Genomic DNA, 13,494 nt, shown 5'->3' on the forward strand with positions numbered 1-13,494 from the left:
GTAACGAGTGCCGAGCCTTCGGGTGAGCCCGCGAGCCCGCGGGCCCCGGCAGTCTGGCGGTCAGGCGGTTCCGCCGAACCGTTCCCGCAGCTTGTACTTGAGCACCTTGCGCAGCGTCTCGTTGCGGGGCAGGGCGTCCACCACCTCCAGCTGCTCCGGCACCTTGTGGACGGCGAGCCCGGCGGACCGCAGCAGGGCGGCGAGTTCGGCCAGGGTCGGCGCGACCGCGCCCGGCGCCCGCTCGACCACCGCGCAGACCCGCTCACCGCGCTCGGCGTCCGGGAGTCCGATCACCGCCGCGTCCGCCACGCCCGGGTGGGTGTGCAGCAGGTCCTCGATCTCCCTGGCGGAGATGTTCTCGCCCTTGCGGATGATGATGTCCTTCAGCCGTCCGGTGAGCGTGAGATGCCCGCTCTCCTGGAGGCGGCCGAGGTCCCCGGTGATCAGGAACCCGTCCGCGTCGAAGGCGGCGGCCGAGGCGGCGGCGTCCAGATAGCCCCGGCAGACCGCCTCCCCGCGCAGCCGCACCTCGCCCTCCACGCCGTACGGCAGCGGCGCGCCCCGCCCGTCGGTGATCCGGACCTCCATCCCCTCGCCCGGCCGCCCCTCGGTGCGGGCCAGGTGGTCCGGGGTGTCGTCCGGGGCGCCCATGGTGATCATCGGGGCCTCGGTCATCCCGTACCCGTGGGTGAGCTGCACCCCCATCTCCCGTACCACCGCGTGGTAGAGATCCGGCGGCTTGGGCGCCCCGCCGCCGGCCAGCAGCCGCAGGGACGGGACGGCCGGGCGGCCCGGGTCCTTGCGCTGCTCGGCCAGGAACATCGCGTAGAAGGCCGTCGAGCCGCCCGCCACGGTGACCCCGTGGCGCCGGTACTCGGCCAGCGCGTCCGGCAGGGCGAACCGCTCGAACAGCACCGCCGGGAACCCGTAGAGCAGCAGCATCACCGTGTAGTCGGGCCCGGCGACATGCGCGTACGGGAACGCCATCGAGCCCACGTCGTCGGCGTCCAACTTCAGGGCGTGGGCGAGGCAGGAGCCGCCCGCAATCAGCGAACGGTCCGTGTGCAGCACGCCCTTGGGGTCGGAGGTGGTGCCGGAGGTCCAGTAGATCCAGCGGACGTCGTCGCCGGACTCCGCCCCCGGTGGCGGCGGCAGCACCGCCGGGTCGCCGTCAGGGAGCGCGTCGTACGCCTCGAAGACGCGCGGCGGATCGGGGAGTCCGGCCGCGATCCGCTCGGCCATCGCGGTGTGGTCGAAGCCGCGCCACACACCCGGCACGGCGAAGAAGGCGGCCCCCGACTCCCGTAGCGCGAAACGCACTTCACGGTCCCGGTGGAACGGGATGACCGGAGTCTGCACGGCTCCCAGCCGGCTCAGCGCGAAGGAGAGCAGGACCGTCTCCAGCCGGGTGGGCAGCTGCCAGGCCACCACGCTGCCCGCGCGCACCCCCATCCCGTACAGCCCGGCCGCCACCCGCTCCGCCCCCTCCCGCAGCTCGCCGAAGGTCAGGGACCGGTCCTCCTGGATCAGGACCGGGCGGTCGGGGGTGCGGGCGGAGCGGGCTTCGAGCAGTCCCCAGAAGGTGCGGGAGGCGCCGAGCGCGCGGGCGGTCGCGGTCACGTCTCTCACGGCGGTCACAGGCGTCCCTCCAAACTGACGGTCAGTCAGATATTGCGCAGAGCGTAGGGCTCCGCGCCTTGTCGGTCCAGGGGTGCGGGGCTAGCCTGATGGCCGCAACTCAATCTGACGGACCATCAGAAAGCGCCCGCGGGACGTCGGGGTGCGCGCGCCGGAGGAGACGACACGCCATGACGGATGACGGCACCACGACGGACGACGGCACCATGACGGCCGCGCAACTGCCCCGGATCGTCAGCGTCGACGACCATGTGATCGAACCCGCGCACCTCTTCGCCACCTGGCTCCCCGCGAAGTACCGCGAGCGGGGTCCGCAGCCGCTGACGGCCGGGATCGGCGAACTGGCGTACACGGGCGGGAAGTACGTCATCACCATGGACCCGGACGGGCCGCCCACCGACTGGTGGGTCTACGAGGACCTGAGGTTCCCGTACAAGCGGAACATCGCCGCCGTCGGCTTCGACCGCGACGACATGACGCTGGAGGGCATCACCCGGGCCGAGATGCGCCCCGGCTGCTGGGACCCGGCCGAGCGGCTCAAGGACATGGACCTCAACCATGTCGAGGCCTCCCTCTGCTTCCCGACCTTCCCCCGCTTCTGCGGTCAGACCTTCGCCGAGGCGCACGACAAGGAGGTCGCTCTCGCCTGCGTGCGCGCGTACAACGACTGGATGGTGGAGGAGTGGTGCGGCGACAGCGGCGGCCGGCTGATCCCGCTCTGCCTCATCCCGCTCTGGGACATCGATCTGGCCGTCGCCGAGATCAAGCGGAACGCGGCGCGGGGCGTCCGCGCGGTCACCTTCTCCGAGATCCCGACCTACCTCGGTCTGCCGTCCATCCACACCGGCTACTGGGACCCGTTCTTCGCGGTCTGCCAGGAGACCGGCACGGTCGTCAACATGCACATCGGCTCCAGCTCCCAGATGCCCGCCGCCTCGCCGGACGCACCGCCCGCCGTGCAGGCCTCGCTCTCCTTCAACAACGCGATGGCCTCGATGATGGACTTCCTCTTCAGCGGCGTGCTGGTGAGGTTCCCGACGCTCAAACTGGCGTACAGCGAAGGCCAGATGGGCTGGATCCCGTACGCCCTGGAGCGCGCCGACGACGTGTGGGAGGAGCACCGGGCGTGGGGCGGGGTGCGCGGTCTGATCCCCGAGCCGCCGTCCACGTACTACTACCGCCAGATGTTCTGCTGCTTCTTCCGCGACAAGCACGGCATCGCGTCGCTGGACGTGGTCGGCCGCGACAACGCCACCTTCGAGACCGACTACCCGCACGTGGACTCGACCTTCCCGCACACCAAGGAGGTCGCCCTCGACCACGTCAAGGGCCTGGACGAGGAGACGGTCCGCAAACTGATGCGCGGCAACGCGATCCGGATGCTCGGCCTGGACCTGGACAAGTAGGCGGCGGGCCCATGGATCTCGCGTACACGGAGGCCGAGGAGGAGTTCCGGGGCCGGCTGCGGGAGTGGCTGGCCGCCGTCCTCCCCGGCCTGCCCCCGAAGCCCTCGCCCGACGACTGGCCCGCGCGGCGCGCGTACGACACGGCCTGGCAGCGGATGCTGTACGACGCCGGATACGCGGGCCTGCACTGGCCGGTGGACGCGGGCGGGCAGGGCGCCACCCCCACCCAGCACCTGATTTTCCTGGAGGAGACGGAGCGGGCCGGGGCCCCCTACGTCGGGGCCAACTTCGTCGGGCTGCTGCACGCCGGGCCGACCGTCGCCGCCGAGGGCACGGCCGGGCAGCGGGCCCGCTGGCTGCCGCCGGTGCTGCGCGGGGACGAGATCTGGTGCCAGGGGTTCAGCGAGCCGGAGGCGGGATCGGACCTGGCCGCACTGCGGACGCGGGCGGTGCGCGACGGGGACACGTACGTGGTGAGCGGGCAGAAGATCTGGACCTCGCACGCTGAGGTGGCCGACTGGTGCGAACTGCTGGTGCGGACGGACCCGGACGCGCCGAAGCACCGGGGGATCAGCTGGCTGGCGATGCCCATGGACGCGCCCGGCGTCACGGTCCGGCCGCTGCGGACACCGGCCGGGTCGACGGAGTTCGCGGAGGTGTTCCTCGACGAGGTCCGGGTGCCGGCAGGGAACCGGGTCGGCGCCGAGAACGACGGCTGGCGGGTCACCATGGTCACCCTCTCCTTCGAACGCGGTACGGCCTTCGTCGGCGAGGTCGTCGCCTGCCGCCGCACCCTGGACGCCCTCGCCGCCGAGGCCCGCCGCAACGGCCGCTGGGACGACCCCGTGCTGCGCCGCAGGCTCGGCCGCCTGAACGCCGAATTCCGGGCCCTGTGGCGGCTCACCCAGGCGAACGTCGGGGAGTCGGAGCGCACGGGCGGGGTCCCGGGCACCGGCGGCTCGGTCTTCAAGCTGCGCTACTCCGGCGCCCGTCAGGAGCTGTACGAGGCGGCGGCGGAGGTGCTGGGCGCGGAAGGGGCGTTCGACCTGGACCGGGAGTGGGTCCTGGACCGGCTCTCCTCCCTCGCGTACACGATCGCGGCGGGCACCTCGCAGATCCAGCGGAACATCGTCGCCGAGCGCATCCTCGGCCTGCCGAAGGGGCGCTGACCCGGCCATGGACCTCCAGCTCTCGGACGACCAGCGGGCCCTGCGGTCCGGGATGCGCGAACTGCTCGGCGCGGTGTTCGGCCGGGAGGCGCTCCGGGCGGCGGTGGAGCGGGGCGGGACGGTGGACCGGGGGCTCTGGCGCGAGCTGGGGGCGGCCGGGCTCTTCGCGCTGCGGCTGCCGGAGGATTCGGGCGGGGTGGGGCTCGGGCTGCCGGAGGCGGTGCTGCTCTTCGAGGAGGCCGGCCGGGCGCTGCTGCCGGGCCCGCTGGTGGCCACACACCTGGCGGCGGGGGCGGTGGACGGTGCCGCGGAGGGGGAGGCGGTGGTCACGGCGCTGGAGGGCGGCGGGCGGCCGGTCCCGTATCTGGCGGACGCGGACGCGGTGCTGGTGGGCCCGGACGTACTGACGGATCCCGCCGCACCGACGGGTTCCGGCCTGCCGGCGGGCCCCGGCGCGCTGACCGGGGAGGCGCTGGCGGCGTTCGTGGCGGAGGCCGGGCCCGTGCGGTCGCTGGACCCGCTGACCCCGCTGCACCGGGCGGAGGAGCGCGCGGCGGCCGCCCCGGGGCCCGCGCGCGGGCCGGAGGCGTACCGGGCGGAAGGGCTTGCGGGCGCGGGCGCGGGGCTCGCGGGTGGCTTGGAGGCGTACCCCGGCGCACTCTGCCGCGAGGGGGCGCTTCTCACGGCTGCCGAACAACTCGGGAGCGCCACGCGCACCACCGAGATGGCCGTCCAACACGCCCGTACGCGGAAACAGTTCGGATCGCCCATCGGATCGTTCCAGGCGGTCCAGCACCTCTGCGCCGACATGCTCGCCCGCACCGAACCGGCCCGCGGCGCCCTCTACGCGGCCGCGCTCACCGCCGACCCGGTGGAGATCGCGGCGGCCAAACTGCTGGCCGACGAGGCGGCCGTACGCAACGCGCGGGACTGCCTCCAGATCCACGGCGGGATGGGGTTCACCTGGGAGGCAGATGTTCACCTCCATCTGAAGCGGGCCTGGCTGAGGGCGTCCCGGTGGCTCACGGCGGCCGAGTCGGAGGAGGTCCTGGCCGCCGCTCTGGGCGCCGGCTCCGGCCCCGTACCGCCGCTGTACAGCGGTTCAGCGGCCTCGGGTTGACGCACGGCGGGGCCGGGAGAAGCGGAGGGCGGAGGGTGACTCAGTGCAGCCGGTCGGCGTCGATACCGGGTTGTGTCCTTTGCGTGATTCGTCACCGGGTGGAGTCGGGGCCGCGCTCGGGTACGCTCCGTGGGATGCGAGTGGTTCTGGAACCGGACGATCCGGGGGTGGCCTGTGCGGCGGCTCCGGTCCGGGGCGAGGGCTCTTGCCGGAGATGTGCCGGGCCTGCCCGGGAAGCGATTCTCGCGGTCTCTGCGCGCTCCTGTTCGACTCCCCGCAGCGTGCGTCGCACAGTATGCACCACGCGTACTCCTTCGCGCTGGAATATGCCCGAAGCGCTTGTTGCGGTGACTGTACGTCAACCATGCTGTCGCGTAAGGGAATCACGTTCCGTGACCCTGAGGAGGCGCGAGGCGATGTGTCCGCCGGTTCGGATGGTGTGAGCGGTGCAGGTGCTTCAGGTTCAGCTGGAGGTCGGTCCGGATCCCGCAGAGGTGGGGCGGGCCCGTAGGTGGGCGCGGTCGCGTCTGGTCGGTTCCGGGATAGGGGATGACGAGCCGCTCGCGGAGACGCTCATCCTGCTGATCTCGGAGCTGGTCACCAACGCGGTCGTCCACACGGGCTGCCCCGCCGTGCTGCGGATGCTGTTCGGCGGGGGAGGCGGTGCCGGGGAGGCCGGGACCGTCCGGGTGGAGGTCGCGGACGCCAGCGACTGCCCGCCGCGCCCGCGCCACGCGCAGGGCGAGGACACGGGCGGCCGGGGCCTGGAGCTGGTCGACGGCCTCGCGGACCGCTGGGGCTGGCAGCGCGAGGGCGCCGGGAAGCAGATCTGGTGCGAGGTGGACCGGGGGGCGCCGGTGGCGGCCGCTCCGGCGGTGCGCGAGGTGCTGCCCAAGGTCGTGGTCCAGGGCGGCGAGGCCTGCGAGCCGCCGTCCTGCGTCTTCACCAACGTGCCGGGCCTGGCCTGACCCGTCCTGCCCGACCAGGGAGGCCCCGCGGCCTCCCGGTCGCGCCTACAGCACCGCGACCGGGGCGACCGGAGACCCGGTGGCCCCGGTGAACGGCTCGGGCGCGGCGGTGAGCAGGAAGCCGTACCGCCGCTCCTCCGCACAGGCGGTGGAGAGCGCCTCCAGGTCCCAGTTCTGGCCCTGGAGCATCCCCATCTCGACCAGGTGCAGGGCGTGCACGGGCAGCCACAGGCCCTCGACCTCCGGCGGGAAGATCTCGAAGGTCAGGGTGTCGTTGGCGACGGCCGCCACGTCCCGGGCGTGGAACCACTCGGGCGTGCGCAGGGACAGCCCGGGTGACGGATAGCCGTACGCCTCCCGGTCCCCGGCCAGGACGACCCGCACCTGCCCGGTCCGTACGAGGACGATGTCCCCGGCCCGTACGCGTACGCCCCCGAACTCCTCCGCCGCCTCCAGGTCCTCCGGCGTGACGGCGTGCGCGGCGCCCAGCCGGTCCACGCCCCGGGCGCGCGCCACATCGAGCAGCACGCCCCGCGACACGAGGTGCTCCACGGCGGCGACGGACGAGAACTGCGCGCCCGCGTGCGCCGTGATGGTGGTGGCGGGACGGCCGTTGTAGATCCGCCCGCCGTGCGAGACATGGCTCAGGGCGTCCCAGTGGGTGGCTGCCTGGAGCCCCATGGTGACGGTGTCGTCGCTGGTGGCGACGGTGCCGGGCCCGAAGGTCTCGTGGTTGATCTGGACCATGGTGTGCAGGGGGTCGATCCGCCCCGGGATGAACCCGCTCTGCACCCCGCCGTGGCGGAGGGGGAGGGCGAGCGGTATCCGGCGGCCGGTGCGGACGGTGGCCACGGCCTCCCGTACGACGGCGTCGGTGATCAGGTTGAGGGTGCCGCGCTCGTCGTCCGCGCCCCACCGCCCCCAGTTGTTCACGCGCCGGGCGATCTCGTGGAACGGGGCGGGCAGGGACATGGCGGCCTCCTGGGTCTTGTGCCGGGGTATCGGGCTGGCCATAAAATCTAACGGTCCGTCAGAAACCGCGGAAAGGGCCGGACATGGGGAACTTCTTGGCAGGCAGGGTGGTCGCCGTCACCGGGGCCGGCCGGGGCATCGGACGAGCGGTCGCGCTCGCGGCGGCGGCGGAGGGCGCCCGGGTCGTCGTCAACGACTACGGCGTCTCCGTCGACGGCTCCGAGCCGGCCGGCGAGGTCGCGCGGGCGGTCGCCGAGGAGATCGGGGCGGCGGGCGGACAGGCGGTCGCGGTGGCCGACGACGTCTCCTCGATGGCGGGCGGGCAGCGGATCGTGGAGACGGCCCTGGCGGAGTACGGGCGGCTCGACGGGGTCGTCTGCGTGGCCGGGATCCTGCGGGAGCGGATGCTCTTCAACATGTCCGAGGAGGAGTGGGACCCGGTCCTCGCCACCCACCTCAAGGGCACGTTCACGGTCTTCCGGGCCGCGTCGGCGGTCATGCGCAAGCAGGACGGCGGCGGCACACTGATCGGCTTCACCAGCGGCAACCACCAGGGGAGCGTCTCCCAGGCCAACTACAGCGCGGCCAAGGGCGGGATCATCTCCCTGGTCCGCAGCGCGGCGCTCGGCCTGCACCGGTACGGCGTCACCGCCAACGCGGTCGCCCCGGTGGCCCGGACCCGGATGTCGGCCGGGGTGCCGGTGGAACTGGCCGAGATCGGGGAGCCGGAGGACGTGGCGGCCCTGGTCGTCTACCTGCTGAGCGAGCGGGCCCGGGATGCGGGGATCACCGGGCAGGTCTACACGGTCGCCGGTCCCAAGATCGCGGTGTGGGCCCAGCCGAGGGAGCTGAGGGCGGCCTACGGGGAGTCCCCCTGGACCCCCGAACGCATCGCGGACCTCCTGCCCGGGACGGTGGGGACGGACCCGATGCCGATGCTGGCGCGGGTGGAGGAGATGGCGCAGGCGGCGCGGACGGGCGCCCGGCCGAACGCCCCCGGCCCGTCCGGCGATTGAGGACGGGGCCGCCCCCGCTTCCGGCCGCTCCGGCGTTGGGGCCGACGATCCGGCCCGCCGGAGGGGCTGGGGGTGGCCGCTTCACGAGCGGAGGAGCCGGGGGCCGCGCCCCCGGGAACGACAGGAGGCACGCATGGACTTCGGGTTCACCGAGGACGACCACGCCTTTCGCGCGCACGCCCGCACCTGGCTGCGCACCCATCTCACCGACCCTGCCCCCGCCCCCCACGCGTGGGAACGCGAGCTGGGCCGGGCGGGCTGGATCGGCATCGGCTGGCCGCCCCGCCCCGGCGAGAGCTACGGCAACACCCCCGCCCCCCTCACCCACCAGGTCATCTGGGCCGAGGAGTACGCCCGTTCCACCGCCCCGCCCCGCCTGGGCCACATCGGCGAGAACCTCCTCGCGCCCACCCTCATCGCGTACGGCACCGAGGCGCAGCGCCTGCGCCACCTGCCCCCCATCGCCCGGGGCGAGACCTTCTGGTGCCAGGGGTACAGCGAACCCGGCGCCGGCTCCGACCTCGCCGCGCTCCGTACCGCCGCCACCCCCGACGGCACCGGCGGCTACACCGTCACCGGCCAGAAGATCTGGACCTCCCTGGCCCGGGACGCCGACTGGTGCTTCGTCCTCGCCCGCACCGACCCCGGCTCCACCCGCCACCACGGACTCACCTTCCTGCTGGTCGAGATGGACCAGCCGGGCCGGATCGAGGTGCGGCCGATCCGCCAGCTGACGGGGACGAGCGAGTTCAACGAGGTCTTCTTCGACGGGGCCCGGGCCACCGAGGCGGTCGGTGGCGAGGGCAACGGCTGGCAGGTCGCGATGGGCCTGCTGTCCCGGGAGCGCGGCGTCTCCACCCTCGCTCAGCAGATCGGCTTCGCACAGGAGCTGGCCGAGGTGGTGGCGGCGGCGAAGCGGAGCGGGGCCGCCGACGACCCGCTCATCAGGGCCCGCCTCGTCCGCCAGTGGGCCGAGCTGATCACCATGCGCCGCCACGCCCTGCGCACCCTGGGCACGACGGACGCGCCGGGCGCCCCGAGCGTGGCGAAGCTGCTGTGGGGCGGCTGGCACCAGCGGCTGGGGGAACTGGCGCTGGAGGTGGGGGGCGGGGCGGGGGCGACCGGCCCGCGCCCCTGGTCGGTCACGGACCCGTACGAACTCACCGACGCACAGCACCTGTTCCTCTTCACCCGGGCCGACACCATCTACGGCGGCTCCGACGAGATCCAGCGGAACATCATCGCCGAGCGGGTGCTCGGCCTACCGAGGGAGCCGCGATGAGAGGCGTCGTCTTCGACGGCACACGGACCGAGGTCGTCGACGACCTGGAGATACGGGACCCGGGCCCGGGGGAGGTGCTGGTGGCGGTGGCCGCCGCCGGGCTCTGCCACAGCGACCTGTCGGTGACCGACGGCACGATCCCGTTCCCCGTCCCGGTCGTGCTGGGCCACGAGGGCGCCGGTGTGGTGGAGGCGGTCGGGCGCGGCGTCGGCCATGTACGGCCGGGGGACCATGTAGCCCTCTCCACCCTGGCCAACTGCGGGACCTGCCCCCAGTGCGACCGGGGCCGGCCGACGATGTGCCGGCGGGCGATCGGCCGTCCGGGGAGGCCGTTCTCGCGGGGCGGCCGGGAGCTGTTCCAGTTCGCCGCCAACTCGGCCTTCGCGGAACGCACGGTGGTCCGGGCCGTGCAGGCCGTGAAGATCCCCGCCGACCTGCCCCTCACCTCGGCCGCCCTGATCGGCTGCGGGGTCCTCACGGGCGTCGGGGCCGTACTGAACCGGGCGAAGGTCGACCGGGGCGACAGCGTCGTGGTCATCGGCACCGGCGGCGTCGGCCTCAACGTGCTCCAGGGCGCCCGGCTGGCGGGCGCGCTCACCGTCGTCGCCGTCGACAGCAACCCGGCGAAGGAGGCGGTGGCCCGGCGGTTCGGCGCCACGCACTTCCTGACGAGCACCGACGGCGTACGGGACGTCCTTCCCGAGGGGGCCGACCACGCCTTCGAGTGCGTCGGCCGCACCGAGCTGATCCGCCAGGCGATCGACCTGCTGGACCGCCACGGCCAGGCGGTCCTGCTCGGCGTCCCGGCGGCCGACGCGGAGGCGTCGTTCACGGTCTCCTCGATGTACCTGGACAAGTCGATCCTCGGCTGCCGCTACGGCTCCTCGCGCCCGCAAAGGGACATCGCCCTGTACGCGGACCTCTACCGCTCGGGCCGACTCCTCCTGGACGAACTCGTCACCGCGACCTACCCGGTGGAGGACTTCGCCAAGGCCGCCGCCGACGCCCGCCACGGCCGGGTGGCCCGGGGGGTGCTGGTCTTCTGATCCCGGATCCCGGAGCCCGGATCCCGGAGCCCGGATCCCGGAGTCCGGAGCCCGTAGCCCGTAACGCCGTCTACGCGCTCTCCGCGGACGTGCGGAACGTACGGCGGTAGACCGTCGGCGGCACGCCCAGAGCCGCCTGGAAGTGCTGGCGCAGGGACGTCGCCGTGCCGAAGCCGGAGGTGCGGGCGACCTGGTCGACGGAGAGGTCCGAGGACTCCAGGAGGTGGCGGGCCCGCTCCACCCGCTGCCGGGTCAGCCACTGGCCGGGGCTGGCTCCCACCTCCTCGCGGAAGCGGCGGGTGAACGTCCGTACGCTCATCGACTCCTGCTGGGCCATGTCCCGCAGCAGGATCGGCCGGTCCAGCCGGCCCAGCGCCCAGGCGCGGGCCGCCGTGGTGGTCGCGAACTGCGGTTCGGGGACGGGGCGGTGGATGAACTGGGCCTGCCCGCCGTCCCGGTACGGGGGGACCACCGTGCGCCGGGCGATCTCGTTGGCGACGGCCGATCCGTGGTCACGGCGGACCAGGTGCAGGCAGAGGTCGATCCCGGCGGCGACCCCGGCCGAGGTCAGGACGTCGCCGTCGTCGACGAACAGCACGTCCGGGTCGACGCGGACCTGCGGGAAGGTCCGCTGGAAGTGGTCGGCGGCGGACCAGTGCGTGGTGGCCGGGCGGCCGTCCAGACAGCCCGCGGCGGCCAGGACGTAGCTGCCGGTGCAGATGGAGACCATCCGCGTGCCGGGCCGGATCCGGGCGAAGGCGGCGGCCAGCTCCTCGGTGAGCCTGCCCTCCTCGAAGACCGGGCCCAGTTCGTACGAGGCCGGGACGACCACCGTGTCGGCGGTGGCGAGCGCCTCGGGGCCGTGCTCCACGAGGATCGCGTAGTCCGAGTCGGTCCGTACGGGCCCCGGCGGGCGGACCGAGCAGGTCACGACCTCGTACAGCTTCTCGCCCCGGTTGCCCGGTCCGGGGCTCAGCGAGCGGCCGAAGATCCGGTGCGGGATGCCCAGCTCGAAGGGGAGCAGCCCGTCCAGGGCCAGGACGGCGACGCGGTGCGGCATGGGGGCCTCCTCCACTGCGCCGGCGGCCCGTGGGGAGCGCGCCGGAGCACTGACCGGCTGAAACTCACTGGTTGGTATAGACCAGGGCTGACACAGGTTAGCGACGTGAGGAAGAAGCCGACAGGGACGGCGTCCATTCCCGACGCCCGCGCGGACCGGCGGACGGGCCCGCGTGGACCGCGGCGGACGGCCCGCGCGGACCTGGGGACGGCCCGCGCGGGGCCGGGCGAGGGGTGCCCGCGTGGACCGGGCGAGGGGTGCCCGCCGGGTTGTCGGAGCGGGGCGCTGCCGTCCGGCCGGTGCTCGGGCCGACGTTCAACGGGCCGGGTCTGTTCCGTTGCGCGGTGGGCGCGGCGGTGGCGTGGGTCGTGCACGCGGGTGTGCGCCGGGGAGTCCGGCCCCGCACCGTGGCCCGATCCCTGCGAACCATGTCCCTCCGGCCACTCGCGGGGCGGGGCGGCGGACCAAGAAGCTGGTCCCCGTGACCGAGACCATCGAAAGCGCGGCCCAGGACGGTGACCGGCAGCGGCCGCGCGCGGGGCGCCGCCCCCGTATCCACCGGGCGTGGATCGTCGCCGCCGTCACCTTCGTGACGATCATCGGCGGCGCCGCCTTCAACTCCCTCCCCGGGCTCCTCATCGACCCGCTCCACACCGAGTTCGGCTGGTCGCGCGGTGAGATCGGGCTCGCGGTCTCCATCGACCTGGCGCTCTACGGGCTGACCGCGCCGTTCGCCGCCGCGCTGATGGACCGGTTCGGTATCCGGCGGGTCGTGGCGGCCGCGCTGACCATGGTGGCCGCCGGGGCGCTCGCCAGCGTCTGGATGACGGCCTCCTGGCAGCTGATGATCTACTGGGGGCTGCTCGTCGGCCTCGGCACCGGCTCCATGGCCATGGCGTTCGCCGCGACCGTCACCAACCGCTGGTTCGTCGCCCGCCGGGGCCTGGTCACCGGCGTCCTCACCGCCGCCGGGGCCTCCGGGCAGCTCGTCTTCCTCCCGCTCTGCGCCTGGATCGTCTCCGAGCACGGCTGGCGGCCCGCCTCGGTCACCGTCGCCCTGGCCGCCCTCGTCGTGGTGCCGCTCGTCTGGCTCCTGATGCGCGACCACCCGGCCGACGTGGGGCTCGCCCCGTACGGCGGGGCGTACGTGGCCAAGCCCGCGCCCGCCCGGGGCGCCGCCCGCCGCGCGGTGAAGGTGCTGTTCGACGCGGCCCGCACCGGCCCCTTCTGGCTGCTGGCCGGGACCTTCGCGATCTGCGGGGCCTCCACCAACGGGCTGATCCGCACCCACTTCGTCCCCTCCGCCCACGACCACGGCATGCCCATCACGGCGGCGGCCTCGCTGCTCGCGGTGATCGGTGTCTTCGACGTCATCGGCACGATCTTCTCCGGCTGGCTCACCGACCGCTTCGACGCCCGCCGCCTCCTCGCCGTGTACTACGCCCTGCGCGGGATCTCGCTGCTCTTCCTGCCGATGCTGATGGCCCCCGACGTCCGCCCGCCGATGGTCTTCTTCATCGTCTTCTACGGGCTGGACTGGGTCGCCACCGTCCCGCCGACGCTGGCGCTCTGCCGGGAGCAGTACGGCGAGGACAGCGCGATCGTCTTCGGCTGGGTGCTCGCCTCGCACCAGGTGGGGGCGGCGGTGGTGGCGTTCCTCGGCGGGGTCGCGCGGGACGTCTTCGGTACGTACGACGTCGTCTGGTACGCCTCGGGGGCGCTCTGCGCCGTGGCCGCGCTGATGGCGCTGGTCATCCGGAGGGCCGCGGCGGAGGCGCGCACCGGACCGGCGGGCTCCGACGGCCCCTAGGTGCCGC

Annotated in this window: 11 protein-coding genes; 8 read left to right on the forward strand and 3 right to left on the reverse strand. The window is 73.8% G+C overall.

Annotated elements, in window-relative coordinates; all coding sequences use genetic code 11:
• Positions 1-60 precede the first annotated feature (60 nt).
• Positions 61-1,638: a class I adenylate-forming enzyme family protein gene (locus ACQ9ZG_RS19895; protein ID WP_109916371.1), complete on the reverse strand. Its 1,578-nt coding sequence runs from the start codon at positions 1,636-1,638 to the stop codon at positions 61-63.
• A gap of 206 nt (positions 1,639-1,844) precedes the next feature.
• Here ACQ9ZG_RS19895 and ACQ9ZG_RS19900 point away from each other — a divergent pair, with 206 nt between their 5' ends.
• From ACQ9ZG_RS19900 to ACQ9ZG_RS19915, 4 genes are all read left to right on the forward strand, one after another.
• Positions 1,845-3,044 (forward strand): amidohydrolase family protein, encoded by a 1,200-nt coding sequence (locus ACQ9ZG_RS19900; RefSeq protein ID WP_109916372.1) that lies wholly within the window; start codon positions 1,845-1,847, stop codon positions 3,042-3,044.
• A gap of 11 nt (positions 3,045-3,055) precedes the next feature.
• Complete coding sequence (locus tag ACQ9ZG_RS19905) at positions 3,056-4,213, forward strand: acyl-CoA dehydrogenase (RefSeq protein WP_499280980.1); 1,158 nt, start codon at positions 3,056-3,058, stop codon at positions 4,211-4,213.
• A 7-nt stretch (positions 4,214-4,220) separates the two neighbouring features.
• Positions 4,221-5,333: an acyl-CoA dehydrogenase family protein gene (locus ACQ9ZG_RS19910; RefSeq protein ID WP_499280982.1), complete on the forward strand. Its 1,113-nt coding sequence runs from the start codon at positions 4,221-4,223 to the stop codon at positions 5,331-5,333.
• A 446-nt stretch (positions 5,334-5,779) separates the two neighbouring features.
• Positions 5,780-6,301 (forward strand): ATP-binding protein, encoded by a 522-nt coding sequence (locus tag ACQ9ZG_RS19915; RefSeq protein WP_499280983.1) that lies wholly within the window; start codon positions 5,780-5,782, stop codon positions 6,299-6,301.
• Positions 6,302-6,346: 45 nt separating this feature from the next.
• On the opposite strand, the gene ACQ9ZG_RS19920 is transcribed toward ACQ9ZG_RS19915, so the two are convergent.
• The gene (locus ACQ9ZG_RS19920) at positions 6,347-7,273 is read right to left on the reverse strand and encodes a cyclase family protein (protein ID WP_109916088.1); all 927 of its coding nucleotides are present in this window, start codon (positions 7,271-7,273) and stop codon (positions 6,347-6,349) included.
• Between the two features lie 83 nt (positions 7,274-7,356).
• Here ACQ9ZG_RS19920 and ACQ9ZG_RS19925 point away from each other — a divergent pair, with 83 nt between their 5' ends.
• From ACQ9ZG_RS19925 to ACQ9ZG_RS19935, 3 genes are all read left to right on the forward strand, one after another.
• Entirely contained in the window at positions 7,357-8,289 is a 933-nt protein-coding gene (locus ACQ9ZG_RS19925; protein ID WP_109916087.1) for an SDR family oxidoreductase, read from the forward strand.
• 133 nt (positions 8,290-8,422) lie between these two features.
• Entirely contained in the window at positions 8,423-9,571 is a 1,149-nt protein-coding gene (locus ACQ9ZG_RS19930) for an acyl-CoA dehydrogenase family protein (RefSeq protein ID WP_109916086.1), read from the forward strand.
• Positions 9,568-10,617 (forward strand): Zn-dependent alcohol dehydrogenase, encoded by a 1,050-nt coding sequence (locus tag ACQ9ZG_RS19935; protein ID WP_109916085.1) that lies wholly within the window; start codon positions 9,568-9,570, stop codon positions 10,615-10,617. The genes ACQ9ZG_RS19930 and ACQ9ZG_RS19935 overlap by 4 nt, the downstream gene beginning before the upstream one ends.
• A 70-nt stretch (positions 10,618-10,687) precedes the next feature.
• On the opposite strand, the gene ACQ9ZG_RS19940 is transcribed toward ACQ9ZG_RS19935, so the two are convergent.
• A complete protein-coding gene (locus ACQ9ZG_RS19940; protein ID WP_028416812.1) occupies positions 10,688-11,677 on the reverse strand; it encodes a GlxA family transcriptional regulator in 990 nt (329 codons plus the stop codon).
• Positions 11,678-12,158: 481 nt separating this feature from the next.
• Here ACQ9ZG_RS19940 and ACQ9ZG_RS19945 point away from each other — a divergent pair, with 481 nt between their 5' ends.
• Positions 12,159-13,487: an MFS transporter gene (locus tag ACQ9ZG_RS19945; RefSeq protein WP_084993082.1), complete on the forward strand. Its 1,329-nt coding sequence runs from the start codon at positions 12,159-12,161 to the stop codon at positions 13,485-13,487.
• Positions 13,488-13,494: the final 7 nt, after the last annotated feature.

This window comes from Streptomyces araujoniae (genome assembly GCF_050871195.1).
In the GTDB taxonomy this organism is placed as follows: Bacteria; Actinomycetota; Actinomycetes; order Streptomycetales; family Streptomycetaceae; genus Streptomyces; species Streptomyces bacillaris.